Source organism: Acidobacterium sp. S8 (assembly GCF_009765985.1).
Classification (GTDB): Bacteria; Acidobacteriota; Terriglobia; order Terriglobales; family Acidobacteriaceae; genus Alloacidobacterium.
On record NZ_LMUM01000034.1, the window covers coordinates 671,399 to 698,366 of the forward strand.

Below are 26,968 nucleotides of genomic sequence, written 5' to 3' on the forward strand. Positions count from 1 at the left end.
TTTCCCAACGGAATCTTGTCTTTCGGCAACTCGCGCTAGCTGGCGAGCTGTTCCTTCAACTGGTCCAGCTTTCCCTTCACTGAGCCGTCATACACCGTACTGCCTACCCGCACCACCACGCCTCCGAGCAGCGACTTATCTTCGTGATACGTCGCCTGCACCTGCGTTCCAGTCATCTCGGCAACCTTCTGCTCGATGCTCTTGCGCTCATCATCAGCCAATGGCCGCGCGGTTGTTACCTGTACCTCTGAAATTCCAAGCCGCCGGTTCACTTCCTTGCGGTACTCAGCCAGCACTTCGTCCAGCAAATTGAGCCGGTCATGCTGAATCAGCACGGCAATAAAATTCCTTACCAGCTGCGACATTCCCAGTCGCGTATTCAGCTTGTCCAGAATTCCAACCTTCTGGTCCGCTGCAAACGAAGGGTCGAGAAAAATCTCGCGCAGGTCTGCGCCTTCCTTCCACGTGGCAACAAAATCATCGAGCTGCTGCTGGACCTCATTTGGGTTCAGATGCGCCTCAAACACAACCGCGGCAAAGGCACGCGCATAGGGAGCGGCAATCGCTGCCATCAGTTCTTCCCTCCGTTGCCCTGGGTGCTGGCCAGATCAGCGGTAAACTTTTCCACCAGAATCCGGTCCGCATCCGCGCCCAGATGAATCTTCTGTACTGCCCGCTCAACTGCAAGATCGGCCGCAAAGCGCTTCAAATCGCGCTGCGCTGCGGCGCCAAACGCTTCAATCTCCTGCTCGGCAGATTCCACAATCCGCTTGCGCTCTTCTTCGAGCGTGGCCTTGACGTGTTTTTCATCTTCCAGGCTGTCATGCTCGGCCTGCTTCCGAATCGCATCGATTTCCGTATCCAGCTTCGCCAGCCGCGCTTCTACAGCACTCAGGCGTTTACTCGCATCTTCGGTAGCCGCGCGCGCCTCCAGCAGTTCTTTCTGGATTTTTTCCGACCGTGAACGGAAGGCCTTGGGCAGCGCCTTCACCAGGAACCAGACGATCGCAATGATCATCACTGCGGAATTGAAGTCTTCAAAAATCTTCGCCGCGGTCTCGGTGTCCGTATGTATCGACTTGGCAATCCACTGGACAGCCGCCGAATGCCGGTAATGCTCTTCCTCGGAATTCGTCTCCGGCGCATCCATCTTCTCGTACTGAGAATGGAAGTTCCCAGGAGGTGGTGCCGGCGCAGTGTTTTCCTGGCTGAAGCCGTGGGAAACCGCACCAGCCATCAAGACGATGGCGGCAAAAAAAATCGCAAATTTGATCTTCCAGTTACGCTTCAACGGGCACTCTCCACGGGGGCCAGGTCTGCGGGAAGAATGGCTTGAAGAATCTGGGTGGCCAGCTGCTCGGTCGAGCCTTCAATCTGCTGCCGCGCCTCAGAGGTCTGCGTCTCGAGCGCTTTCTGTGCCACGCGTACGCGCTCCTGGGCTGCCAAACGGACTGAGGCCAGCGTATGCTCGCGCTCGGTATTCCACTGCTGCAAAAGCTGGTCCCGGTGCCGGAAAATTTCCATGCGTGCCGCCCGCAGCCGGGCTTCATATTCCTGCGTCTTGGCATCCGCCGCGGCTATGGCATCAGCGGCCTTCTCTACCGCTCCCTGCGTCCGTTCCCGGCGCTCGGCAAGCGTCCGCGTCAGCGGGCCAAACAGGAGCACCCGGTAAGCCACCACCAGGAGAACAAAAAGGATCGCTGTCGGTATGCTACCGACAAACAGATCAACGAGTTGGTGCAGAATCTGATCCATGCTTCGCAGTTCTCTTCAGCCGCCGAAAAACCTGTCCGGCAACTTGTCTCCTACACTTCTACCCTCCCTATCCACACCTTTTCCAACGCCTTTGCGACTCGCTTCGGCGCGCTTTTGAGCTGCCTTTTAACCCTTGGAAATCTGATCTGGAAGGTCTTGCAGAACCTACTGGTTGTAACAGAGTGAAAATTCGAGTGTCAATGCGGGGCAGACACTTACCTTATACGTGTATCACAACCCGTTATTTTATGCAGATTAACACTTGACTCCCCCCAAAGCGGGGGTAGACTGAAAGTATCACCTATGACCCGGTTCAGGGTCCAGCGGGTCGAATGCCTGGGAATCTCCACCGCTCCCACTCATTCGACCCGTTCTTGCGTCTACCCGAAACTCACGATACCGTCCCAGCAAGGAAGCCGGACCCGCCACCGTCATACGTACCGTGTTCCCGATAAACTTGCGGTCACGCAGCACCGCACCAGCTCCGAGGGCAGCCAATACTTCGCCCTTGGCCTGGGGAATGATGAATGCCTGCTCGATGATCGGATCCGCTGTCAGCTCTGCATCCACCCGCGCCAGCAATGGATCAATCCCCAGCCCAGCCTTGCCTGAAGTCAAAATCGCGCCGCTCGCCGCCAGCTCTGCACGCTCCTCATCCGGAAGCAGGTCCACCTTGTTCATCACCTCGAGACGTCTCTTATTCAGCACACCAAGCTCGCCCAGAACCTTCTCCACTTCAGCCTTCTGCTCCTCCCGCGTGGGACTGGAAGCATCCCGAACATGCAGCAGGACCTCGGCCTTCTGTACCTCTTCAAGCGTCGCGCGAAATGAAGTCACCAGCGTATGCGGCAGGTTGCGAATGAACCCGACCGTATCGGAAAGCAGCACTTTCCTGCGCGACGGCAGCTGAATCGCTTTTAATTTTGGATCGAGCGTGGCAAACATCCGCGCCGACTCCAGCACTCCGGCCTTCGTCAACGCATTAAAGAGTGTGCTCTTTCCCGCATTGGTGTAGCCCACCAGCGCCACCGTCGGCACCGGAACCGACTCGCGCCGCTGCCGTTGCTGGCCGCGCACCCTCCGCACTGCCTCCAGATCGCTCTTCACCTGAAGAATGCGCCGCTGAATCTTGCGCCGGTCCGTCTCGAGCTGCGTCTCGCCCGGACCTCTCGTACCAATGCCGCCGCCCAACTGCGACATCGATTTACCCCGCCCAGCCAGCCTCGGCAGCATATACTCCAGCTGCGCCAGCTCCACCTGCAGCTGACCTTCGCGCGTGCGCGCATGTCGGGCAAAGATGTCGAGAATGAGCTGGGTCCGGTCCAGAACTCGGCAAGGCAGCCGATCTTCCAGGTTCCGCAACTGTGTAGGAGTCAAATCGTGATCGAAGAGAATGACACTGGCTTCGGTCGAAGCCGCCAAACCCGCCAGCTCTTCTACCTTGCCGCTGCCTATCAGGGTCGCCGGATCAGGCTTCGGCCGCCGTTGAATGATTTCCCCGGCAATCTCCGCACCGGCGCTTGTCACCAGCTCGCGAAATTCAATGAGAGAAGAATCCAGATCGAGATGCGAGGAAGCCGCGGATAGCTCCCCAGCCTCACCTTCCGCTGCGATGCGCGCCGCTTCGCGGGCAAGAATCGCTGTCGGGGGCAGAGGAGCGCGTCGCGCGGCGAACTCCACCGCAACCAGCAGCGCGCGGTCTTCTGCGCCATCCGTGCCTGTGCGTTGAAGCTCACCCACGAAACGTTGTTCCTGAAATTCTTCCCGCAGTTAGGCGCTCTGTTCTGCGGTCGCTGATCCCGTCGGGCTGCCGGTCGCAGAATGCGACGCAGGCGGCCTGTGGTCAGCATGCAGCACAGACCGGGAGCTCACCACAGTTGAGATGGCGTGCTTGAAGATCAATTGTTCCTGGCTGTTGTTCTCCAGCAGCACAGAATATTTGTCGAAGGAGCGGATCTTTCCTGTCAGTTTCACTCCGCTGACCAAGTAGATCGTAATGGGGGTCTTGTCTTTACGGACCGTATTAAGAAACGTGTCCTGGATGTTCTGTGCCGGCTTGTTATCCATGTGCCGATCTCCTGTCATATATATCTCGTAGATTCAACTGCAACACTTAAAATTGCATTCAATACCCGAAGGCTATACAAGGTTGTAGAACAATACTGAGGATAAACCGAACCATGCAATGCCTCGTTAGCAAGCCCTGATTCCGTTCAGCCTGACGAAGAGAGACCTATTCCGCCTCAGACGTAGTTTGATGCCACAAATTTTTGAAGGATGTACAACCTTCAGAAATTTCTTTCCCACCTGAATAGTGACGCACCGCGCTCGTTCGTTACATCCACCTTTCGATGGATCGAGCAATTATTCCTCGTTACTCGAAGAGACTACGCCAATTTTCGGATCCCTGGCTCTTCGATGATTCCACGTATGAGGGTATTTATGAAAGGTATTTATGAAATCATCGTTAAAAAAAGCTTTTCTGTGGCAAAAAAACAAGCTCATTTATGCGAATGCCGCTTCGCATGCGTCTCATGCCGTTTCTTGCTCTTTTTCCCTTTTTCGGCCGCCGGTGCGGCTGTTGTAGCCCGTGGCTGAGGCGTCTGCGGAGCAGGAGCCGCGCTCGGAGGCTCAACCTTTCGCACAATCACCCCCTCCAGCCGGTAGGTCTGGAGAGTCGTGTTCGCGGGCCGCGCCGCACCCGTGGCCGGGTCGATCGATATCGTGTCGTCCGAAGCGGTCTTGAATGAAAACACCGGTATCGTGCCGATCTTGTCAAAGGTCTGCATACCTACGTGCACCGGCAGATATCCCTGCAGATTCCGCATCCGGTAAGCCGTCTCATACCGATGCTTATGTGAATTCCAGGTAAAAATACGCACCTGGTCAAAGTCATACGGAAGTCCGTCTTTATACGGTCCCAGAACCGTCACATACTCCGGCGCCTGTCCATTCGGAAAATTCGATCCCGGATCGCTCACCGTCGTCAGTTGATACGCACCAATCATCCGCTGGCTCTCCGCATATCCCCCAATCGACTCCGGAATATCGATATCCAGCCGCCTCGACAGCATCCAGCCCACGCGTCCCTGCTTATCCCGCACGAGCCACCAGTCTTCGAGCACCGGCGGCACGGCAGGAGCTACTGGCGTTGGTGTAGATGGTGCAGTAGTATCCGGCTTTTCGGGCGATTTCACCTTCGCGGCGTCTGCCTTAGCCTTTGCACTATCGCTTTTCGGCTTCTTGGGCTTCGCTACAGGCATAGCCTGCGGTGGGTTGTCTTTCGGTACGGAAGCGCGCACCAGCATTTGCAGCTTGTCGTTCTCCGGAAGCAGAAAAAATCGGTCTTCTTTTCGGCCTGGCCGTACATGCAGATAAAGGTCATCCCGCAGCGTCGCTGTGGCAATCACAGGATCGTTGACATGCTGCTTTGTCAGGTCGACAAACTGTTGATAAGTTGCCTGATCGATAACGCCGTGTTCCTCGATCCAGCCAATCTCGCCCTTCTCCGTCTTCACCTTCAGAAAGCGGCGCGAGTGCTCCACAACTTCGAGCCGCTGCCCATTCGCCACATCGCCCACGCGGTTCGAAACCGCAGCAATGCGGTCACGCAGAAACGTCTCCTTCGCCACCACATACACATACTCCTTGGCAGGCTTGGGCCGCAGCCGATTGCAGCCGCCTATCGTCAGAAGCAACACAATTGCAGGTAGGACACGGGCAAACGGAGAGAAAAACTGGCGAGGAACTATGCTCATTTGGAGGAAAGGAGAACAAGAGGACAACAGCCCACTCTTCTTCCTTTTATTCCTTGAGCATAGCACTGAAAATTGCGGTCTTCGGCTGCCGCGAAACTAAGCAGTAATACCGCTCTGCCACGCCTCGCTTGTTCACGCCTCACAATTTCTTTGAAGTATTTTTCATCCGGCACACAAATTTTTTATTCTTCGATCTCATAAATCCGGGGAAGCCATCCCAGACGTACAGACGATGTACATGCCTGATCTTCGTTGAAATAGGAGGCACTCACGTGAAGAAGCTCGATGAGTTTTTTAAAAAAGGCGTATCCCGCCGTTCCTTCATAGCTGGAGTAGGAATCAGCGCAGGAACAGCGGCTACTGCATTAGCCATCGGATGCGGCAATAACAGCAGTTCCTCATCCGGCCCCTCGCCAAACCCAACACCCACGCCCACCACCTTTACCGACGCAGATTATCTCAACTTCGCTCTGAACCTCGAATATCTCGAAGCCGAATTTTATCTCCGCGCCGCTACCGGATCAGGTTTATCTGACACCGACGCCGGATCGAGCGCTGGCGCAGTTACTGGCGGTTCGCAGGTCGCGTTCAAAACGCTTGCCATCCAGCAATACGCTATGGAGATTGCGAATGATGAGCTTGCCCACGTGCGCTTTCTCCGCAAGGCCCTGGGATCAGCCGCCGTCAGCCGCCCGGCCATCGATCTCACCAACAGCTTCAATGCGGCAGCCATGGCCGCTGGTATCGGATCTACCTTCAATCCTTTTGCGGATGAAAACAGCTTCCTCGTCGGCGCATTTACCTTTGAGGATGTCGGCGTCACTGCCTACCACGGAGCCGCCAGTCTGCTGACCGACAAGAATAATCTCGCCGCTGCTGCCGGTATCCTCGCTACCGAGGCCTACCACGCCGGCGAAATTCGTACCCTCATCACCCAGCTTGGCGATCCCTATGTGACCTACGCGAACCAGATTTCCACTCTGCGCGCTACAGCGGGAGGCGGAGCCGAGACGCAGCTTTCAGGCAGCACGATCGTGGCCTCTGACTCCAACTCCATCTCCTATGACCGCACGCCCAGCCAGGTGCTGCATATCGTCTATCTGAATCCAGCGGCTGGCGTCGTCAAGAGCGGCGGGTTCTTTCCCAACGGACTCAACGGCAACATCACAGCTTCGGCTTCCTAAGGAGACACGGACATGGACTTCATTGAAGAAAAAGATCGCACCACCGCTCTTCTTGAGGAAAAGAAGTCATCGCGACGTTCCGCCATACTTCTTGGCGGCGCTGCCTTAGCAGGCATGGCGCTCAGCCGTAGCCGGGCCTTCGCCCAGGCCTCAACCACCGTCACTGACAACGACATTCTCAACTTCGCCCTAAATCTCGAATTCCTTGAGGCGCAGTTCTACACCATTGCCACAACTGGCATGACGCTCGAACAGGCCGGCATTTCTACCAAAGGTGGAGACGGCACAGCCGGCGGCACCGTGACCGTTAAAGCGAATGCAAAGGTTCCCTTCAAAGATCCTCTGCTCACGCAGCTGGCCGCTGAAATCGCCATGGACGAGCAGAATCACGTGAAGTTTCTGCAGTCTGCTCTCGCCACCAACGCGGTAGCGCAGCCGAACATCGACCTCATGACCAGCTTCAATACGCTCGCCATGGCAGCAGGTCTCGGAGCCACATTCGATCCCTTCGCCAGCGAAACCAATTTCCTGCTCGGAGCTTTTATCTTTGAGGATGTCGGCGTCACTGCCTATCAAGGCGCGGCCGGACTCATCTCCAGCAAAACCTATCTCGATAAAGCCGTCGGCATTCATAACGTCGAGGCCTATCACGCCGCAGCCATCCGCACCCGTATCTTTCAGGCCGGAACCGCAGCGCAATCAGCATCCCAGGCCATCGCCGCCACGCGCGCCAAACTCGACGGAACTGGCAACGACGACATCGGCGTCGGCATCACCAACGGTGCCGCTACCATCGTCAACAACGATGCCAATGGAATGACGTATGCTCGCACGACTTCGCAGGTGTTGAGCATCGTCTACGGAGGAGGTGCCGCCGGAACCGGAGGCGTCTTTTACCCGAATGCAATGAACGGAACTATTAAATAGAAATGAAGCCACGCACCAAATAAGGGGCCGCAAATCTGCGACCCCTATTTTTTGGGTAGTCTATTTCGTCGCTACAATGGCGCTCGCCAGCGTAGGATCGGTCCCGGTTGTCTTGCTCGAAAAGGCATCCAGCTTCCCCGGCGTCGTCGTGTCAATGGTGAACACCTGCATATCCGGATTGCCGCCTACGCAAGCCACTGCGATGTACGCTCCCGTCTTATCCTCCACGATATCCACCGGCGCTGAACCCGTCGTGTAAGGTGATCCCGAAAGCGCCGTCAGCGCTCCGTTTGCGGAAAGCGCAAAGCCGCTGATCGTGCCATCCGTCCGGTTGGTCACATATACATAGCTTCCACTCGCGGTGACCACCACCTGCGATGGGCCCAGCCCTGTCTTCGTCGGAGATGTCGCTAACTCCGTGAGTATGGAACTCCCGGTCGTATTGATGCTCAACACGCGAACTGCATTGATGCCTGTCTCCGTTACAAACAGATACTTGCTGGTCGGATCGCTGGCCAGCCCCATGTCGGCATTCGTCGATGCTTTGGGGCTTAAAAGTTGGCTCTTGCTGATCACGCCTGTCGCGGAGGCAAAGGTCAGAATATCCACTCCGCCTGTTCCCAGCGAGATAAACACATACTGGCCATTCGGCGTGATATACAGGTTGCCCGTCGTGCCTGTGTCCAGCGCCAGCGGATTACCCTGCGTCGTCAGCGCTCCCGTGCTGGCATTGATGCCGAAGACATAGACCTGCGGTGTCAGGTCCGCCACAATCAGCCATTGCCCCGTAGGATCGACCTTCATCGTGACCGGACTCACGCCTGTCGCAACCGGGCTGCCACTGTTCGCGACCGTGAGGGTTCCATCGGAATTGATGGTGTACGCATAGATGCCGCCGGAGAGGCTGCCCATATAGAGAAACGTATCTTTCGGCGTAATCGCCATCGCATTCGGCGGCAGTCCCGTCGCAAAGGGCGAATTTGAAAGATCGCTCACCGCGCTGTTCGCAATCGTGAATCCCGCAATAGAGCTCACGCTGGTCGACGAATTCGCTACGTACAAGTAATTGCCGCTGTTCGTGTTTCCGCCGCCGCCTGTCTCATCCGGAAAAAACTTACCCCCGCATGAGCACAGCAGCATCAATCCGGCCATGCAAAAGAAATGAAAAAGCCTCGTCTTCAATCCAGATCTCACTCGTTCGACTCTCTTGTCCTCATGCCCCATCTCACTAAGCACTAACCCCGCGGAACAGCGCGCCGTGTCTTTTATCTTCGATATACTGCGCTCACACACTATGCACAAATCCATCCGCCTAGTCTTGGTCATATCACTGCTCGTACCCTTTTGTCGCGTCGCAGCCGCCGCCAGCCATCCCTCTTTCTGCAATCAGTGCGTTCGCGCCGATGAAAATTTCCTCGCCTCCGACTCCCTCCACGGACGCGGCAGCGCCACCCGCGATGAGCACATCGCCGCCACCTGGGCCGCCTCGCTATTCGAAAGCTTCGGCCTTGAACCCGCAGGCGACAACGGTAGTTTCATTCAGAAAGCGCCTCTGCCCGACCCGCTTCCCGACCGTCTGAAGCAGCGCCTTGCGAAATACGAGGATACCCCCCGTACTGAAACCTGGAACGCCGTCGCCGTCCTTCGTGGTTCCGACTCAAAGACGCAGCAGGACGCCATTCTGCTCACCGCGCACCTCGACCACCTCGGTATCGGCCCCGCCGTCAATGGCGACACCATCTACAACGGAGCTGACGACGACGCCTCCGGCACCACCGCCGTCATCGAACTCGCCCGCGTGCTCAGCCAGGGCAAGCGCCCCAAACGCACCATCATCTTCGCATTATTCGGCTCAGAGGAAATCGGCGGCTTCGGCAACCGCTACTTCATCGATCACCCGCCCGTGCCGCTCGATCACATCGTCACCAATCTCGAATTTGAAATGATCGGACGCCCCGATCCCGCGGTCCCCGCAGGCGATTTCTGGCTCACCGGTTGGGAGCGCTCGAACCTCGGCCCCACGCTCGCCGGACATGGCGCGCACCTCGCCGGTGATCCGCATCCGAAGGAGCAGTTCTTCCGCCGGTCCGACAATTACGCCCTTGCGAAAAAAGGCATCATCGCGCAAACCGTCTCCAGCTTCAACCTGCACAAGGACTACCACCAGCCCAGCGACGAGATCGATAAGCTCGATATACCCTACATGACCACCGTCATCTCATCCATGGTGAAACCCATCACCTGGCTCGCCAACACTGACTGGAAACCAACCTGGAATCCCAACGGCAAGCCCTAGCCATGACAGCCATTTTTTCTCGAAAAAACTAACACCAACATAAAACGTCATTCTGAACGAAGCGAAGAATCTCAAACAATCCGTAGATGAGCTTCTTCGCCTTCGCCACGTTTAGACAGCTTTTTGGCGCGGTGTGGCACACGATGTACCCTGTGCTCATGCGGACCACGCTCAAAATACTCATCGTCCTCATCATTGTGTGCCTTATCTGTCCGGCAACCGTTCTCGGCCTTTACTTCTTCGCCTCAAGTCAAAATGCAAATCTCAATAAAGTAGACGCCCTCATTGTCCTCGGCTGCCCCACAAAGGCCGACGGCTCACCCACGCCGGAACAGCGTGAGCGCGTCATGGAAGGCGTTCGAGAATATCAAAAGGGCGTCAGCAGCGAGATCATCATAACCGGCACCGCCGCTCATAATCAGTTTGTGGAGGCACACGACACCATCCAGAACATCTACTACTCGAACAAAATCATGGAAGCGCATGGCTGGCACACGACGGAAGTCATCAGCTCTCCCTATCACCTGCCGCGCACCGCACTCATCCTCCATCACTATCCGCAACTGCAATGGAAAACGCACCCCGCGCAATGGCCTCCGGAATACAGCCTTTCGAAAAAGCTGCAGCTCGAGTGGAAAGAAGCCCGAACCTGTTTTCGCATCCACCTGCATGGCTTCCCGCCATCAAAATATCTGCCGAATTAGTTTCGCTAAGGTATAGCGGCGAGAGCGAAGACGCGACCAGCATATGGCCCACTAGCGCTATTGGCGGGTTGCTACAAGAAATTGCGATTTTCAGGCCGGCGGTGAATTTAGAAACAAATATGGCGTGATATGGCGCTAAATGTCGCTCACGGTATGTATGATTGCAACAAGGTCCAGTGGGAAAAGTCCTGATCGGAAATCACAACATGAACCTGGGCAAGTGATTTATCCAATTGAGAAAACACTCTCTGATGCCACCGTACTCGCACGAGGAAAGGTTGGATCCGATGAGTGTTCATCTAGTAAATCCCAGCGACAATTCTTTTGGCACGGCCGTCATTACGCCACGATGGCTGTTTGTCCTAGCAGCGGCAACTCCCCGGTCAGCGGGAGACCCCATTCTCGTCGATGAGTCGCTGGAGCAGATTGTCCCGGAAAGTATCCTGCCGGGAGATATCGTCGGCATCAGCGTACATACGGGCAATGCTTTGCGCGGATATGAGGTCGGACGCATAGCGCGCGAACGTGGCGCATGGGTCGTGTACGGCGGCATCCATGCAACGCTCTTCCCTGAAGAAGCGCTGGAACGCGGTCGTGCTCATGCAGTCGTAAAGGGCGACGGCGATCTCGCGTGGGGCAAGGTCGTCACCGATTGCCTGGCCGGCAATCCATCCAGCATCTACGAGGGCGGACGGATAGAAGGAAGCCAGTTTCTGGCTGCTCGATGGGACCTCATGCCGCGCGATAAATATATGTGGGCCTCGGTACAGACCATTCGCGGATGCCCGAAGCACTGCTCCTTCTGCAGCGTCTGGCGGACCGATGGACAGCAGCCCCGTCAGCGACGCTACCAAAGCGTGATCGACGAAATCGTCCATCTGCGCCAGATCGGCTTCCGCTTTATCGCCCTCGCCGACGACAACTTCTATCCCGTTACCTTGACCGATCTGCGCCTGGCCAGGCAGCAGAACAATCTCGCCAAACTTGAAGAGCTGACAGCAATCCGCACAGAGCGTTTTCAACTCATGGAAGAGCTCGCAAAGCTACCAAAAGACATGGTCTTCTTTACCCAGATCACCATGGAAGCAGGCGAAGACGGCGAATATCTGGACGCGATGCGCAAAGCCAATATCAAGGGCGCTCTGGTTGGAGTGGAGGCCGTCACTCCGGAAGGACTCAAGGCTGTCTACAAAGATTTCAACTACTCCGGCGAAGCACTCGCGAAGCAGCTCCAAACATTCAAACAGCACGGCGTCCATGTCCTCGGATCATTCATCTTCGGACTACCGACCGATAAGCCCGCAACCTTTGATGCAACGGTCGAGATGGCATTGAAGGCCGGCGTAACCTTTGCCCAGTTCGTCATGATGACCCCATTTCCCGGAACCGTGGATTTTACTCGATGGGAAAAAGAGCAGGCCAAAAGCCCAACGCTGGTCGGCGATGTGCCGATTACTCGCTACTGGCTCATTCCGACCGAAGTTCGTCCCAAAATGTTCACCCCTCACCCATCCATGAGCTCCGATGAGATTCGGGAGCGCACGCAAAAGGTCTGGGACAGGTTTTATAACTGGACCGCAATCTGGCAGAGATCGGCATGCACTCCAACCCTGCGCGCCCGAATCGCTTTTATGTTTCTTTCGAAACTCTACCGGCAGATGTACGCCGGAACTGGAATTTCAACCGACAGCGCCCGCAGAAAAAAATCCAAATCATGGGCGCGATGGACGGCAAGACAATGCAAAAAGCTCTTCCATGCAAAGCCGCTGCCGGACCTGAAATCTCCCGCATGGGAATTCTCCTTCCCGGCTCCTCTGCATCAGCCCGCGTTTCTACGGAACGCACGTCCGGATGAAACAGGGCCTTTCGTCGTCCTCCCTGAAAATTAATTCCGGCAGTCAGAAAAAAGGGGGATATTTCATTGGAATATCCCCCCTCTTTAATCATCCGAAAAAACCTATAGCAAATTCCTAGGTATAGACCAGGAACGAAAGTCATCATTCTGAGCCACGGGAGAAGAATCCCCAACCAGCCTACTTGAGATTCTTACTTTCCTTCGGTCGTCCGAATGACGGCGGTTTATAGCTACCGGAAAATCTAGACCGCAACAGCTTCGCTCTGCGCCACACGTTCCGCATCCAGCACCGTACCAATCGCGTGAATAATCGAAGCCACACGCACCACAGCCAGCACCGTTTCTTCGCTCACACCCTTGTCGCGTACAACCTTGTCATGCGAATCGACGCACTTGCCGCAGCCGTTGATCGCCGAAACCGCTAGCGACCACAGCTCGAAGTCGTTGTGATCGACACCATGCGTACGCATCGCATTCATTCGCAAACGCGCCGGCATCGTGCCGTACTTTTCATTCGACGTGAGATGCAGAAAGCGATAGTAGATGTTATTCATTCCCATCACCGAAGCCGCCGCTTTCGCTGCGTCAAACTCCTGTGCAGAAAGCTGCTTCGCACCTTCCTCCAGCACCGCTGCCGTCAACTCAGGTTTGCGCGTGGCAATCGCACTCGCCACCACCGTGCCCCAAAGCTGCTGTTTCGTAAGCTCCGTATTCTGCCGCACCAGGCTCGAATAATTCAGCTTCAAATCCTTCGCATGACTCGGCAATCCATCAATCAACTGATCCAATTGCATATTCAAATCCTTTCTTCATGCCCCAAAATCGCAATCTGCAACTACCTGCAGACTGGCCGTCATTCTGACGACCAACGGGAGGAAGAATCTCAAACCAATCTGGCTAGGAATTCCTCATCGATCGGAGCAAATCATCACAAATGTTCTAAAAATGGCGAGACAAACGTCCCGCCATTTCCGTCTGGACAGCAGTCCTTAGACAGCCAGCGTCTCTTCGCCCTTCTGCCAGTTGCAGGGGCAAAGCTCATCGGTTTGCAGCGCGTCGAGCACACGCAACACTTCCTGCGGATTGCGGCCCACCGAAAGATCCGTCACATATACAAAGCGAATTACGCCTTCCGGATCGACGATGAACGTCGCGCGCTGCGCCACGCCAGCTGCCGGATCAAGAATCCCAAGCTGCTCCGTCAGGTCGCGCTTCACATCGGCGAGCATCGGGAAGGCAGGTCCCTCAGATCGTCATGGTTATTGCGCCATGCCAGGTGAACGAATTCGGAATCGATGCTGCCGCCCAGCACCTGCGTATCACGGTCCGCAAACTCATTGTTGATCTTGCCGAATGCAGCAATTTCCGTCGGACACACAAACGTGAAGTCCTTCGGCCAGAAGAAATACACCTTCCACTTGCCCGGATAGCTCTCGTTCGTAATCGTCTCAAACGCCTTGTTCTTGTCGCGGCTCACAGTTGCGGTCACAGAAAAATTAGGGAACTTCTCGCCTACACTCAGCATGTATGACTCCTTTTAAGTAAGTTGGTTCAGTAAGAAAATTGATATGAAAGGTTGAAGATTAATCAGCTTTTTTCTGGCAATCGGCGCACAATCCCAGCACATCTACGGCAAAACGCTGCGCCAGAAAACCGCCTGGCAGCTTGCCATATTGCGTGGCCAGTCCTAAAGCCTCCGCATCGATATCGGAGATCGATTTGCAGGAGGTGCAAACAAGATGATGATGCGGCTTATGATTTATCTCCACCCGAAGCGAGCCGTGATGCAGGCTCACTTCGCGGAAAACGCCGCTCTCTATAAATAGATGAAGGTTTTTGTAAACAGTTGCTAACGAGATCGAAGGTATTCTGCGCTTCACCCGCGCATACACTTCTTCCGGGCTTGGGTGCCCGTGCATGTTTTTGAGAACTTCGTAAATTACCTGCCGCTGATGAGTAGCAGCAAGCCCTGCACGCTCGCACAACTCTCGAAACTCTTTGATTTCCTGTGCGCTCATCAATTTCTATTAAACGATAATAATTATCGTTTGTCAAAGACCGCCCTACACTCTTCCCACCCTCTGCGACCCATCCCGGCTTGCATTATCTTTAAGTTTTGAATAAGAAAATGCCAACGCGTTGCATCTCAGAAATAAGTTGAAAAAGGAAAGTGGATGCTGAACAATCCTCTCAATGTCGATCAAAAGGACGATGCCCTTCTTCGCAGTCAGATGGCGCAGTTTTTCGACGCCACGACCGACGCCATTATCTTTCTCGATCGCAGTTATAACTTTACATTCCTCAACCGCCAGGCCCGCGAACTGATCTCTCCTGACGGAAAAGTGCTTGGGAAAAATCTTTTCGAGAGCTTCCCCGCCACCGTCTACGAGAATTCGCCCTATATAGAAAACTATCGCAAAAGCATGGAAGATGGCTTAGCGACTGAATTCGAAGCCTTCTACCCTGAGTCTCTTAACTTGTGGCTGCGAATCCAAAGTTATCCGGCGAAAGACGGCATCACGATCTTCTTTCGCGACATCACGCAGGAGAGAATGGTCCAGATTGCCCTTCTTGAAAAGAGCGCACAGGCCGAGCGCCAAATCTCCGAGATCGAAACGCTCTACCGCACAGCCCCTATCGGACTTGCATTATTCGACGTCAAAGATTTCCGCTATCTGCGCCTGAATGATCGCCAGGCGCAGTTCTTCGGCCTCGCTCCAGAGCAGGTTGTCGGGCGAACCCTCACTGAAATGGCGCCCATCGAAGGCCTTCGCGAGCTTTTCGAACAAGTGCGATCTGGCGAGCCGGTGATCAACTATCCCCTCGAGGGCACGCTCGTCACGGATCCGGAACAGTATCGCTACTGGACGGTAAGCTACTTCCCCGTATATGCCGCCGATGGATCCGTTCAGGCCATCACTGCGGCATCGCTTGAAATAACACAGCAGAAAAAGGCAGAGCAGGCTCTCGTCCAGAACGAAAAGCTGGTAGCCGTAGGCCGTTTAGCCAGCTCCATCGCTCATGAGATCAATAATCCGCTCGAGTCCGTTACCAATCTTCTTTATCTCGCTCGTCACAGCAACAACCTTGCAAAAATTCAGGAATACCTCGACACTGCGGAACGAGAATTACGCCGCGTCTCCGTCATCAGCAACCAGACTCTGCGCTTTCACAAGCAATCCACCAGCCCGCAGGAAGTTTCGTCAGAGAGTCTCATCGACAGTGTGACCTCCATCTATCAGGGCCGCATCGTCAACGCGCATGTGCAAGTCGAAACGCGTCTTCGCGCGGAAAAAACGGTGCGGTGTTTTGAGGGAGAGATCCGACAGATCATCAGCAATCTCGTTAGCAACGCCATTGATGCCATGGCGCCATCCGGAGGCGGGCGTCTCCTTCTACGCAGCCGCGCGGGCACGGATTGGAAGTCCGGCAAAAAAGGAATGACCTTTACCGTCGCAGATTCCGGAACCGGCATGACCCGCCAGACGCTCACAAAACTTTTCGAACCCTTCTTCACCACAAAGGGCTTCGGTGGTACAGGATTAGGTCTCTGGGTAACGAAGGAAATTATCGACCGGCATCAGGGCAAGCTTCGTGTCCGCAGCAGTCAGGCAAAAGGCAAAAGCGGTACCGTCTTTACAATTTTTCTGCCCTTTTCCGCTGCAATTCAACGTAACAAGGATGAGTTAGCCTAGACCGCTCAGTTCGGCCTCTCCGACCTGTTTCGGCCAAAGCGCTCATCCAGCGGCTGTCGGCCGCGAAAGCCTGCGTCAATCGTATGCCAGAAATCGATGCGCGACTCGCCCATCCTCCAGCACAACAGCACTATCTCACTATCGATCAGGCAGGGAAAATCGAGCAGGCCCATCTCCAGATCCTTCACCTGCACGCCGATCGAGTCGATCTCTGCAATAGCGTCCTTAGCCTGTTGCACCAGCTTGTCAACTTCAGCCCGCTGGCGCGCTACCGCTATCACATTCACCTGCATGCCACCGGAAAGAAAGATACGCTGCCGCAGCTCCTGCAGGCTCGCGTCCTTCTCCTCAGCCAGCCGCTTGCCATCGACCGCCCGCTTCAGCAGCGATTCCAGTATCGGTAGCAGCGACTGCGCCTCATCCAGCGTGAACGTCTTCATACCATGATTCTAATTCTCCAGAAAAGAATAACCGTAACAGAATGCGGCATCCCGAATGCGGGTGATGGAGGTGCCAAATACGGGTGCCCCAGAGCCTGCCCTGAGCGAAGCCGAAGGGTTCGCGAAGCTAACCTGGGTCCTTCTCCTAAAAGCCGAAAAATCTTAAGAACCGAGCCGCTCCGCCATCAAGCCCGAATCTCCAACATCCGATCCAGAGCCACCCGGGCCCAGTGCTTCACATCGTCGCGCACTTTGATCTGATTCACCACATTCCCCTCGATCAAGTTCTCCAGCGCCCAGGCCAGGTGCTGCGGACTTATCCGGTACATCGTCGTGCACAGGCAGCCCGTGTCGTCGAGCGTGATGATCTTCTTTCCCTTCGGCGCAAACTCCTTCGCCAACCGGTTCACCAGATGGATCTCCGTGCCGATCGCAAACATCGTGCCATCAGGCGCATCGTTCACCAGTTGAATCAGCCGCTCCGTCGAGCCCAGCGCATCAGCCTTCTGGCAAACCTCCCAGCGGCACTCCGGATGCACGATCACCTGGATCCCCGGATACTTCGCGCGAACTTTATCGACATGCTCCGGCAGAAAGCGCTGGTGTACCGAGCAATGGCCCTTCCACAGAATGACCTTCGCCGCCTTCAGCCGGGCAGGCGTCAGGCCGCCATTGATCTGGTACGGGTCCCACACCACCATCTCGTTCAGCGGAATCCCCATCGCAAACGCAGTGTTCCGTCCCAGATGCTGATCGGGCAGAAACAGAATCTTCTCCGCACGCGCAAAACCCCAGTCAAAGGCCTTGCCCGCATTCGACGAAGTACAAACCAGCCCGCCGCGCTCGCCGCAGAATGCTTTGATAGCAGCCGTCGAATTCATGTACGTGATAGGCAGAACGTCGCCAGGGTTCAGGCCTACGGCCATCAACGAATCCCAGCAATCTTCCACCTGCCCGATCTCCGCCATGTCCGCCATCGAACAGCCGGCATTCAGGTCAGGCAAAATCACCTGCTGGTCGTCGCGCCCCAGCACATCGGCGCTCTCGGCCATAAAGTGCACGCCGCAGAAAACCAGATATTTTGCCTCGGTTTCGGCAGCAACTTTAGATAATTTGTAGGAATCGCCCGTGAAATCGGCAAAGCAGATCACTTCGTCCCGCTGGTAGTGGTGCCCCAGCAGAATTGTGGTGTTGCCCAGTTTGGCGCGCGCCGCCGCAATGCGCTCGTCCATGCCGTGATCCGGCTGGGCCAGGTAGTTATCCAGGGAACAAACGTCCTGCTCAATCGCAGGGGCCGACAATACTTCTTCTTCCGTAAGTACGCTCAATTCTTTTTCCGCCTTCAGTCCAATTCGTTGGACGGGGATGTTGAAAGCAATCATGGTTGCAGAGGATTCGCCGCGGCCTAAGCCGCTCAACCCACGGGGATGTTGCAACCCTGTAAATTCGATGTGCCGTTACGGTATTCGTCGCAGAAAATGCGCCTCTGCCGGCAAATCGATTTCATTCGATTTTAATACAAAGCAGTTCCGGCGGTGTCTTGATTTGTTTTTTTGGCAGGTCAGTCTGGATTCATGTTTCCTGCGACATTGACCGATCTCCAGGCTGCCCATCACGCGGCAGCTTACCGAGAATACGTCAGTCTAAAAGGTCAAACAGCGCTAAGGCCTGGAGTCCCAAGGCGACAGGAAACACACTTTATCCGAGATACCTCACTGTGCCTTGGCGTGTTTTATTCCCAATTGCTTCTTAGACAAGAGGATGGTTGAACAATCGCGTTACTGTTTCGGCAGCAAGCCGGTATTTACGACGTGTTTTATCAGTGAGTTGGGCCTATTGTTTGCTGCGGCCGCTTTATTGGCACCGACCACGTTTCTTAGGTTTGACACTCGCTGAGCACTACCGACAGACAGTAAAGATTTGTCATCAGCGCCCGGATATGGCGAGTGAGACGGTTCGCGAAGAGAACCGAGGTCTACGATTGCAATGCCGCTCCCATATTGCCCGGTAATCGCAATGAGGACGTTATCTTTCCCGTCGCTAACCAGCGCGTCGTAGTTCTGCGACATTGGAACCGGCAAGGAAATCCTTGTACGCAGGATTCCCAATCTACCGTCGAAGACATCGATCCCGCTGATCGATGGCTGAAATAGCAGGCTTCCATCAGGGCTCAGTTTCGTGCCGTAGACGTAGGCAAAGTAATCTGCTTCCCGATCATTCAATACAAGGTAAGACTCGGCGTTCAGCGCAGGATCATATAGGTAGCTGGTGGCCTCTACCCGGCTGTTATCGCTCGACAAGGCCAGATCATAGTCGCCGTAGCAGCAGCCGGGGCCTGCGGTGGACCAATTGAGCGTATCCGTTGCCGTGTCGATGCTGAAGACGGAACCATCGTTGTTAAAGAAAACGCGAGAATTATCAGAACTGATTGCCACCTTGTACAAGGGACCGCCGAAGCCATCAATGCCGTAGTCTTTGATCTTGTCGGAGTTTGTGTCGAGCTTGAAAAAGTAATCGAAGCCCTCTCCGCCGACAGTAAAGGCAGCGAAGTAAATCATTCCCGAATCGCTGACAGCAAGACCTGCTGGATTGGTGATTAACCCGGATTGATATGGTTCAGGGAAGCCAGCAAAATAGGGCACATTGAAGGGGAAGGATCGCACTGAGTTTGTCGAATCCGGGTCGATAAGATAAATCATTCCTGCGGTGGCGTCAGAGACGGCGAGCTTGCTTCCATCAGGAGAGAGTGCGATTCCCCACAGGCGGTGCGTTGTATTTTGGGGGGCAGCTGGAACCTGGATAGGGGTAAGCCACTGTCCCTGTGTTTTTGAGAAAACTCGAATCTCCGCCGCGTCAGTGAAGTAGTAGAGATCCCGTCTTGCATCATAGATACCCTGCGCCAGCACCGCGCCTGCCAGCGGGAATTGCTGGATCGGTGGCAGATAATGGATGGCTGCGGGAAAAGCAGACGCTCCTGACGGAGTGGTGATAGTGACATCTGCGGATCCTCCTGCGACGCCGGCAGGAATTGTGTATGCTGCAGCCTGCAAAAGAGATGGCGGGCTGGATGAGTTATATGCATTTGGAAAGTACTGACTGATTTTTACTGGTTTGCCGCCAACACTGATTTGCAGATCCGTCGGAATAGCAGCACCATAGTCCACCGATCCAAAGCCATACCCGAAGACCATGCCCATGCCGCCGCCCTCGGCCGTCGATGAATCCCCAGTTACTTCGAGGATCGTGGGCCCATAGCTAAACGCATTGGGAATCACCTGCATGCCGCCATCTGCCATCAGCGAATAAACATCCACCAGGCCGGGAGCACCGGGCGGTGTTGTCCCATAGAAGGTTCCGGATCCCGAGATTGACGAGGCCTTGTTGCCCCCAAAATAAACAGCGCTCAACGCCCCTGTTTCCGAACCATTCCATTGCGTTTGCGTTCCCCCAGTCACGGGACCGGTGGGCGGGGTGAGATAAGCATTCGCGAACTGGGTGCCGACAGGACCCGTCCGCAGCGCCGCAGTGTCAAGCATGCCGATGCCTTCGGTCACCGGTCCGGCGAGTAGCCCCGTGTTATCGACAGCCTGAATCCACGGGCTGGATGTAGGGCCATAAAAGAAATCCGGTATCCAGCCGATATTGCTGCCTCTGGCAATGTCATACGCGTACGCAGTAGAGCCAAATTCCGGCGTGATGTAAAGCGTTTTTGAGTCTAGGCTGACAAGTAGCAACGGACCGTTGACATCGGTCACTGGGAAGGACGCTGTTTGCGAAAGCGTATGGGCGTCAAACACAAAGATCTGTGTCGGTTGACCGAATTGAGAAGCCAGATTGCCGTTCTGAATAATCAGGATGGATTTTCCATCGGGAGTCGTTGTGATCTGCGATCCGATCACATTCGCTGAGTTGAATTGGCCCGTAACAGGGTTAAAGGTACAAAGAGAACTGCCAGCATAAATGACCACCAGCGCCCGATCGCCGGTGACGGTGAATCCGAAGATATGCCCGTCTGCAATGCAATTGGGAATGGATCCGCTGTACGCAGCGATCGTATTATCGGATGGATTCCAGATAGCAAAGCCGTCATAACCATCGACGCCTGGAATACCTCCTTGCCCCCCCAACAATGCAAGCTTGCCATTGCTGAGTGTCCTGACGGAATAGGCATCGTATCCGCTCGAGCCAATCTGGGATGCGATATAGCGACGTGTGACCTTCATGGCTACCGGATCGATCGCATATATATCTCCCAACTGGGTGCCTGCATAGAGTGTCGTATGATCTGGAGTTTCGTCCATTCCGTAAGCGCCCGGAACAGCAATAGCCCCGATCTCTTTCTGAGTGCCGGCGTCGAGCACCATGATCTGGTTGGTCCCGGGATCACTCATGAAGAAGCGGTTTGTGTTGGAGTCGTAAATTACAGCGTACGGGTTCACCGCATCTGTCTTTACATATCGCGTGCGCGTAAGGGAGGTCCTGACGGGAAGAGAAGCTTGTGTTGTCAGGCTTAGCTGCGCCGTATGCCGCAAGGAACCGGAGGAGCCGGTAAATGTCACCGTCGCGGTGGACGCAGTGACAGAATTGGAGGCCGTAATGGTAAGCTGCTGCAAAATTCCAGGAGTTACCGACGGTCCAGACGGAGAAATGGTTACGCCGGAGGGTAAGCCCGCTATCTGAATCGCTACGGGGGAGTTGAACCCATTAGAACCGGTAACGGAAATCGACAGGGACTTGGAAGCACCGCCAGCGATGGTGACGCTCGACGGTGAAAGCGACAAACTGAAGTTCGCACCTGGCGGTTTTGGTTGCGAGCCGGTAGCTTCTCCGGGACCGACGTGAATGCCGCAGCCGCAAAGTGCAGCAACAGTAATTAGAAGAAGGATTGTGTGTAATGAGGTTGAGCAGGCGAACGAATGCGAAAATGCCGGAAGCGCGTTCTTCATGCGTAGAGCGAAGTCCTCGGATTCAAATCAATCAGCGAGCAATGGGGGCAGCTTCAGTATCTAAGGTTCAGGTTTGGCGAGTCAATATTCTCCGATTGGTTCGCAGTTATTGCGAAATCTCCGGGCCATTTACCGACAACAGCGTAGGCTTTATTTCGCCGCAGCTTGTCACACCTTTCGCCACACCGAAATTGCACCAACCCATAGATAAAACCGAGTCGTACTGGAAAGAGCATTTAGGATTGCGCTGATTTTCCCGATAATGTCGCTTTTCCGCGCTTAATCCAGACGAGGGTGCAGTATTTTGAGCGCAAAGGAACCAGATTCACCCCATTAAGGTCATTTGCTGATCCGACACAACTGCTCGAAGTGAGTCCCGGGCGCCAAAAACGTCTTCAGCTTCACCGCTTGTCAAGTATGCCAAACGGCGTAAATCAAAATAAATCTATCTATTCCAATGACTTACAAGCAGCTCACAGGGCGTGGCAGATTTATGGCGTAATTACATAAATAGATATAGAGACCATAAATCTTAAAAATCTTAGAGATCGCCACAAGGCTAAACCCTTGAAAATAAACGATCTCCGTACGGGATTTTACTCGTAAACCATTGAAAATAAACGATCTCCGTACAAAAGACCAGGGGGTAGGTCTGACGCCGAAAAAGCTATATTTGTGACCCGTCCTCCGCGACAGGTATCATGATGGGAATCAGATGCACTTCGGCGACTCCATCTTCATCTTTCTGCTGGCCTTGATCCTCTTCGGCCCTAAGCGGCTCCCTGAAATAGGGCGCCAGATCGGCAAACTTCTCGCCGAGTTTCGGCGCGCCAGCAACGAATTCAAGATGCAGATAGACGAAGAGTTGCGCACCATGGAGCAGCAGGAACGGCAAAAGCAGATCGAGCAGGCCGCCTCCCAGCCCGCCAGCCAGCTTCCCGCCGAAATCCCGGCCCCCACCCAGCCGACGATCATGCCGCCAAGCACCGGCGAGCCCGTCAGCGCCACGGAATGGCCCTATAACAAGGACCTTCCCGTCCCAGAGATCGATCCCGGCTACCAGGAAGCGGTAGCCAAAGAAGAACAAGCGGCAAACCCACCCGCCACACCGTCCGAAAGCGAGCAGGCCTCCATCCACCATGGCTGATGGCGAGAAAGAAAACCTCTTAGATCGCGCCCGAAATGCAGTAACAGAACGCGCGGAATTGCCGGGCATGAGCCTCCTCGAGCACCTCGAAGAGCTGCGCCGCCGCCTCGTGCACTCGGTCATTTATCTCGTGGCAGGCTTCTTCATCGCCTACGGCTTTCACGAAAAAATTTACGGCTTCATGGAAAAGCCGATCAAGTACGCGCTCGCCAAGCATCACCAGCCGGCGCTGCTGAATTATCACAACCCGATCGACGGCTTCAACATGTACCTGAAGATCAGCTTTATGGCCGGCTGCATCATCTCCGCGCCATTCATCCTCTATCAGGTATGGCTCTTCATATCCCCGGGGCTTTATAAGAGCGAGAAGCGCTTCGTTACCCCGTTCATGATGGCTACGGTGGGACTCTTTCTAGCAGGAGCCTTCTTCGGCTACCGCTGGGTATTCCCCGGCTCCCTCGACTTTCTATTCACGTTCAACAAAGATTTCAACCCGCTCATCGAGATCAATGAATACACCGATCTCTTTCTGACCGTCATCCTCGGTTTGGGCGTCACCTTCGAGCTGCCGATCCTTGTCATGTTCCTGGCGCTCTTCGGGATCGTCAACGCACGCTTTCTATGGAAAAATTTGCGTTACGCGATCCTCATCATCTTCATCATCGCGGCCATCATCACCCCAACACCGGACATCCTGACCATGTGCGTCTTCGCCACCCCCATGCTGGTTCTCTACCTCATCAGCATCGGCGTTGCCTTCATGGTCCACCCCACCCGCCGCAGACGGAAGAGAGAAGAGGCCGCCTCCTGATGCCGCGGCTCACAAAGACTCAGGGTGCGCCATCCTTTTGTCGTGCCTTTCGACAAAAAGATGGGATCCCCCAATTCTTTTCGCTGGCTTTACTCCTGGTTTTTTGTTTCTTTCAGGCCAACAGTTCGTACGCTGCCACGTCTGACAGCTTCAACGGAACACGGGCACTCGAATATACGCGCGAGTTCGTCTCCATCGGCCCCCGGTGGGTAGGCAGTCCCGGGCACGTCAAAGCTGAAGACTTCATCAAGAAGCAGTTCGCGAAAGACAATCTTGAAGAAGACACCTTCACGATGAACACGGCCATCGGCCCCCAGACGATGCACAACTTCATCGTCCGTTTCCCCGGCAAAAAAGACGGCGTGATCGTGCTGGGATCGCATTACGAGACAAACTATCCGCTCCGCAACATCAACTTCGTCGGTGCAAACGACGGCGGATCGACAACGGGTTTTCTCATTGAGATGGCCAACCACCTCCGTGGCCGCACGCTCGACGGTTACAGCGTATGGCTCGTCTTCTTCGACGGCGAAGAAGCCTTCAAAGAGTGGTCAGCGTCCGACAGCACCTACGGAAGCCGCCATCTCGCGGCAAAATGGCAAAACGACGGCACTCTCAAACGCATCAAAGCTTTTATCCTGCTCGACATGATCGGTGACAAGGACCTCGATATCCAACGCGATGGGAACTCGACAGGCTGGCTGCTCGACCTGATCCAGCATGCAGCCGCGAAAGATGGCAACCAGTCCTACTTCTATCAGCAACAGACGGAAGTGGAAGACGATCACCTCGCCTTCGTGAAACGCGGGGTCCCTACGGCGGACGTGATTGATCTCGATTACGGCTATCAGAACGCTTACCACCACACGGCACAGGATACGATGGACAAAATCAGCGCGAAGAGCCTGACCATCGTAGGTAGCACGATATTGGAAACCATCCGCCTGTTGAATCTACGCTAGCCTATGATCGCCGGAGCGACCATCTCGTACTGGATCGGATTCCACGTGCTGGTGGTCGTATTGCTCGCGGTCGATCTTTTTATTCTGCAACGAGGAAGCCACTCCACCCAGGCACGTAATGCCTGGGCATGGACAGTTTTTCTCGCCACTCTGGCTGCTGGCTTCGCACTCTTTTTATCCAAAACGCAAGGCCGCCAGCCGGGACTCGAGTTTTTCTCCGGCTACCTGATCGAAGGCTCTCTCAGCATCGACAACCTGTTCGTTTTCCTTCTCATGTTTCGCTCGCTCCGGTTAAATACCGACGAGCAACACCGCGTGCTGATGTGGGGCGTGCTCGGAGCGATAGTCATGCGCGCGCTATTCATCGCTGTCGGTGTCTCGCTGCTCAACCGCTTTGCGTGGGTAAATTACATCTTTGGCGCATTTCTGCTGATCGCAGCCATCCGCTTGTTGCGCCACAAGCAGGGAGACGACTCAGCACCGGGCATCATGAGCTGGCTGCAGCGTTGCTGCCTGCGCAGCGTACAAGATCAAGGCGAGGCTGGGATCAAGCTTGCGATGCCGGGATTGCTATTTGTGATCCTGGCCGTAGAAGCGACGGACCTGATCTTTGCGCTCGACTCCGTTCCGGCAGTACTGGCTATCTCACGTGACCCGTTCATCGTCTACACATCCAATATTTTTGCGATTCTTGGGCTACGCTCGCTGTATTTCGTGCTCGCCCGAATGCTCGACAGCCTTCGTCTGCTGCACTACGGCCTCGCAGTAATTCTGGCCTTCGTCGCTCTTAAAATGCTGCTCGCGCACTGGATCGAAGTTCCCGTCACGATATCCCTGGCTGTCATCCTGACGACATTGGCAATCTTCGCGATCGCGAGCAAACTCATTCCAGAAAAGAAGCTTAGCTAGTCAGCAGCGAATTGCACTGCCACCTCATCCTTACACGAGACCGAATGTTTCTGGAAACGCACATCATCGCGCCGTGGAAAATCGTTGCGGTAATGGGCTCCGCGGCTCTCTTCCCGGGCTAATGCTGCATGCACAATCAGTTCAGCGATCGCTTGCAGGTTTCGCAACTCCAGAGCAGAACGGCTCACGCTTGCTGGAAGTAGAGTGCAGATATATTTGAGCTCTGATTGAGCCTCCCGCAATGCCGAAGCATCGCGCAGTAACCCCGCTTTCTGCCACATAATCTGTTGTAACTGCCGCAGCAAATCCTCCGTATTGCCTTCAGAAGCAGTCCGCATATCAGACGCCATATTGTCTTTGGCAGCAAATACAGGCTCTTCTTGCATCTTTTCCGCTGCGCGAGCACCAAAGACCAGACCTTCGAGCAGCGAATTGCTGGCAAGCCGGTTTGCGCCATGGACGCCGGTGCAAGCCGCCTCACCAGCGGCATACAGGCGCTTCAAAGATGTCTTCCCATCCACGTCAGTTTTCACACCGCCCATTAGATAGTGCGCCGCAGGTCTTACCGGAATCAGGTCGCGGCCGAGATCAAACCCATGCCGCGCCAGGAAAGCAGAGATACCGGGAAATCGCTTATGAAAATCCATGCCCTGCACATGCCTCATGTCGAGATGAACCGGTAGCTGCTCCCCATTCGCGCCGATTCCCTCGCGAGTAATCGCACGCGCCACAACATCGCGCGGAGCAAGTTCCAGCAGCGGATGATACCGCTCCATGAAGCGCTCTCCCTGGGCATTACGCAGATATGCACCCTCACCCCGCAGCGCCTCCGACAATAGAAACCGTGGAACGCCCGGCAGACTCAGCGCCGTAGGATGAAACTGATAAAACTCCATATCCGAGATTTCCGCTCCGGCACGGTACGCCATCGCGATGCCATCGCCGGTAGCCACAGCAGGATTCGTAGTATCGCTATATACCTGTCCTGCCCCACCGCTGGCCAACAGAACGGCACGCGTATAAATATCGTGCAGACGCCCATCGCGATCCATGACCGTGAGACCAACCACTTCCCCGGCTTGAACGATCAGATCAACGCACATCGTCCACTCAAGCAGCGTGATGTTTTCTATCGCGCGGGCATGAGCCAGCAGCGAGCGACCAATCTCAGCGCCGGTCGCATCTCCGTTTGCATGTAGAATCCGGTTCCGGCTGTGCGCTCCCTCACGCGTGAGCATCAGCTCGCCATTATGACGGTCAAAGCCAGTGCCCCACTGCAGAAGCTCCTCGACCCGCAGCGGCCCCTCTTCGACCAGAACCTTCGCAGCGTCGCGATTCACCAGCCCGTCACCCGCCTGCAGCGTGTCTTCCAGATGCAATGACACATCCTCATCACCGCCCATTGCTACGGCAATGCCACCCTGCGCATAGCTGGTATTCGATTCGCCCAGTTTTTCCTTAGTAATGACTAGAACCCGGCCCGCATCAGACAATCCGATCGCGGCCCGCAGGCCTGCGATGCCGGCGCCCACGATCACATAGTCCGTTTGTTTAGCAATCTCCATAAACTTTGAGGCTA

25 protein-coding genes are annotated in these 26,968 nt (G+C 55.1%); 10 read left to right on the top strand and 15 right to left on the bottom strand.

Annotation, left to right across the window (positions count from 1 at the left end; genetic code table 11):
* Positions 1 to 35 precede the first annotated feature (35 nt).
* From atpH to GSQ86_RS18150, 6 genes are all read right to left on the bottom strand, one after another.
* Positions 36 to 572, bottom strand: coding sequence for an ATP synthase F1 subunit delta (gene atpH / locus GSQ86_RS18125; RefSeq protein ID WP_158751378.1), 537 nt, complete (start codon positions 570 to 572; stop codon positions 36 to 38).
* Entirely contained in the window at positions 572 to 1,291 is a 720-nt protein-coding gene (locus tag GSQ86_RS18130; RefSeq protein ID WP_158751381.1) for an ATP synthase F0 subunit B, read from the bottom strand. Before GSQ86_RS18130 ends, atpH begins: the two co-directional genes overlap by 1 nt.
* Positions 1,288 to 1,755 carry an ATP synthase F0 subunit B gene (locus tag GSQ86_RS18135; protein ID WP_158751383.1) on the bottom strand — a complete coding sequence of 156 codons (468 nt, stop codon included), beginning with the start codon at positions 1,753 to 1,755 and terminating at the stop codon, positions 1,288 to 1,290. Before GSQ86_RS18135 ends, GSQ86_RS18130 begins: the two co-directional genes overlap by 4 nt.
* Before the next feature lie 297 nt (positions 1,756 to 2,052).
* Entirely contained in the window at positions 2,053 to 3,495 is a 1,443-nt protein-coding gene (hflX, locus tag GSQ86_RS18140; protein WP_158751385.1) for a GTPase HflX, read from the bottom strand.
* Positions 3,496 to 3,525: 30 nt separating this feature from the next.
* Positions 3,526 to 3,822: an RNA chaperone Hfq gene (gene hfq, locus GSQ86_RS18145; RefSeq protein ID WP_158751387.1), complete on the bottom strand. Its 297-nt coding sequence runs from the start codon at positions 3,820 to 3,822 to the stop codon at positions 3,526 to 3,528.
* A gap of 434 nt (positions 3,823 to 4,256) precedes the next feature.
* Positions 4,257 to 5,513: an SH3 domain-containing protein gene (locus GSQ86_RS18150; protein ID WP_158751389.1), complete on the bottom strand. Its 1,257-nt coding sequence runs from the start codon at positions 5,511 to 5,513 to the stop codon at positions 4,257 to 4,259.
* A 272-nt stretch (positions 5,514 to 5,785) separates the two neighbouring features.
* On the opposite strand from GSQ86_RS18150, the gene GSQ86_RS18155 reads away from it, so the two are divergent.
* Positions 5,786 to 6,697, top strand: coding sequence for a ferritin-like domain-containing protein (locus tag GSQ86_RS18155; RefSeq protein ID WP_216841194.1), 912 nt, complete (start codon positions 5,786 to 5,788; stop codon positions 6,695 to 6,697).
* A 12-nt stretch (positions 6,698 to 6,709) separates the two neighbouring features.
* Positions 6,710 to 7,624, top strand: a complete 915-nt coding sequence (locus GSQ86_RS18160; protein ID WP_158751391.1) for a ferritin-like domain-containing protein — start codon at positions 6,710 to 6,712, stop codon at positions 7,622 to 7,624.
* Between the two features lie 60 nt (positions 7,625 to 7,684).
* Here the strand turns inward: GSQ86_RS18160 and GSQ86_RS18165 are convergent, their stop codons facing one another.
* Positions 7,685 to 8,806, bottom strand: a complete 1,122-nt coding sequence (locus GSQ86_RS18165; RefSeq protein ID WP_158751393.1) for a beta-propeller fold lactonase family protein — start codon at positions 8,804 to 8,806, stop codon at positions 7,685 to 7,687.
* Between the two features lie 76 nt (positions 8,807 to 8,882).
* Here GSQ86_RS18165 and GSQ86_RS18170 point away from each other — a divergent pair, with 76 nt between their 5' ends.
* From GSQ86_RS18170 to GSQ86_RS18180, 3 genes are all read left to right on the top strand, one after another.
* Positions 8,883 to 9,920 (top strand): M28 family peptidase, encoded by a 1,038-nt coding sequence (locus GSQ86_RS18170; RefSeq protein WP_254062473.1) that lies wholly within the window; start codon positions 8,883 to 8,885, stop codon positions 9,918 to 9,920.
* An 86-nt stretch (positions 9,921 to 10,006) separates the two neighbouring features.
* Positions 10,007 to 10,624 (top strand): YdcF family protein, encoded by a 618-nt coding sequence (locus GSQ86_RS18175; protein WP_254062474.1) that lies wholly within the window; start codon positions 10,007 to 10,009, stop codon positions 10,622 to 10,624.
* Positions 10,625 to 10,911: 287 nt separating this feature from the next.
* Complete coding sequence (locus GSQ86_RS18180; protein WP_158751395.1) at positions 10,912 to 12,513, top strand: radical SAM protein; 1,602 nt, start codon at positions 10,912 to 10,914, stop codon at positions 12,511 to 12,513.
* A gap of 208 nt (positions 12,514 to 12,721) precedes the next feature.
* Here the strand turns inward: GSQ86_RS18180 and GSQ86_RS18185 are convergent, their stop codons facing one another.
* The 4 genes from GSQ86_RS18185 to GSQ86_RS18195 form a co-directional block, all read right to left on the bottom strand.
* On the bottom strand, positions 12,722 to 13,273 hold the full coding sequence (locus GSQ86_RS18185; RefSeq protein ID WP_158751398.1) for a carboxymuconolactone decarboxylase family protein: 552 nt from the start codon (positions 13,271 to 13,273) through the stop codon (positions 12,722 to 12,724).
* Between the two features lie 195 nt (positions 13,274 to 13,468).
* Entirely contained in the window at positions 13,469 to 13,708 is a 240-nt protein-coding gene (locus tag GSQ86_RS23730; RefSeq protein ID WP_305782164.1) for a redoxin domain-containing protein, read from the bottom strand.
* Positions 13,693 to 14,004, bottom strand: a complete 312-nt coding sequence (locus GSQ86_RS23735) for a redoxin domain-containing protein (RefSeq protein WP_305782165.1) — start codon at positions 14,002 to 14,004, stop codon at positions 13,693 to 13,695. Before GSQ86_RS23735 ends, GSQ86_RS23730 begins: the two co-directional genes overlap by 16 nt.
* A gap of 58 nt (positions 14,005 to 14,062) precedes the next feature.
* Positions 14,063 to 14,497: a Fur family transcriptional regulator gene (locus GSQ86_RS18195; RefSeq protein WP_158751400.1), complete on the bottom strand. Its 435-nt coding sequence runs from the start codon at positions 14,495 to 14,497 to the stop codon at positions 14,063 to 14,065.
* Positions 14,498 to 14,653: 156 nt separating this feature from the next.
* On the opposite strand from GSQ86_RS18195, the gene GSQ86_RS18200 reads away from it, so the two are divergent.
* Complete coding sequence (locus tag GSQ86_RS18200) at positions 14,654 to 16,174, top strand: ATP-binding protein (protein ID WP_254062475.1); 1,521 nt, start codon at positions 14,654 to 14,656, stop codon at positions 16,172 to 16,174.
* Positions 16,175 to 16,179: 5 nt separating this feature from the next.
* Here the strand turns inward: GSQ86_RS18200 and GSQ86_RS18205 are convergent, their stop codons facing one another.
* From GSQ86_RS18205 to GSQ86_RS18215, 3 genes are all read right to left on the bottom strand, one after another.
* Positions 16,180 to 16,614, bottom strand: coding sequence for a DUF2203 domain-containing protein (locus GSQ86_RS18205; protein WP_158751401.1), 435 nt, complete (start codon positions 16,612 to 16,614; stop codon positions 16,180 to 16,182).
* 185 nt (positions 16,615 to 16,799) lie between these two features.
* Positions 16,800 to 18,050, bottom strand: coding sequence for a quinolinate synthase NadA (gene nadA / locus GSQ86_RS18210; RefSeq protein ID WP_254062476.1), 1,251 nt, complete (start codon positions 18,048 to 18,050; stop codon positions 16,800 to 16,802).
* A 342-nt stretch (positions 18,051 to 18,392) separates the two neighbouring features.
* Positions 18,393 to 21,560, bottom strand: coding sequence for a YncE family protein (locus tag GSQ86_RS18215; protein WP_158751402.1), 3,168 nt, complete (start codon positions 21,558 to 21,560; stop codon positions 18,393 to 18,395).
* A 715-nt stretch (positions 21,561 to 22,275) separates the two neighbouring features.
* On the opposite strand from GSQ86_RS18215, the gene GSQ86_RS23695 reads away from it, so the two are divergent.
* The 4 genes from GSQ86_RS23695 to GSQ86_RS18235 all read left to right on the top strand — a co-directional run bounded on the left by GSQ86_RS23695 (position 22,276) and on the right by GSQ86_RS18235 (position 25,389).
* On the top strand, positions 22,276 to 22,707 hold the full coding sequence (locus tag GSQ86_RS23695) for a twin-arginine translocase TatA/TatE family subunit (RefSeq protein WP_158751404.1): 432 nt from the start codon (positions 22,276 to 22,278) through the stop codon (positions 22,705 to 22,707).
* Between the two features lie 67 nt (positions 22,708 to 22,774).
* Positions 22,775 to 23,518, top strand: a complete 744-nt coding sequence (tatC, locus tag GSQ86_RS18225) for a twin-arginine translocase subunit TatC (protein WP_254062477.1) — start codon at positions 22,775 to 22,777, stop codon at positions 23,516 to 23,518.
* A complete protein-coding gene (locus tag GSQ86_RS18230) occupies positions 23,518 to 24,480 on the top strand; it encodes a M28 family peptidase (protein ID WP_158751408.1) in 963 nt (320 codons plus the stop codon). Before tatC ends, GSQ86_RS18230 begins: the two co-directional genes overlap by 1 nt.
* 3 nt (positions 24,481 to 24,483) lie before the next feature.
* The gene (locus GSQ86_RS18235) at positions 24,484 to 25,389 is read left to right on the top strand and encodes a TerC/Alx family metal homeostasis membrane protein (protein ID WP_158751415.1); all 906 of its coding nucleotides are present in this window, start codon (positions 24,484 to 24,486) and stop codon (positions 25,387 to 25,389) included.
* Here the strand turns inward: GSQ86_RS18235 and nadB are convergent.
* The gene (nadB, locus tag GSQ86_RS18240) at positions 25,386 to 26,954 is read right to left on the bottom strand and encodes an L-aspartate oxidase (RefSeq protein WP_158751417.1); all 1,569 of its coding nucleotides are present in this window, start codon (positions 26,952 to 26,954) and stop codon (positions 25,386 to 25,388) included. The two genes, GSQ86_RS18235 and nadB, sit on opposite strands and share 4 nt — an antisense overlap.
* Positions 26,955 to 26,968 lie beyond the last annotated feature (14 nt).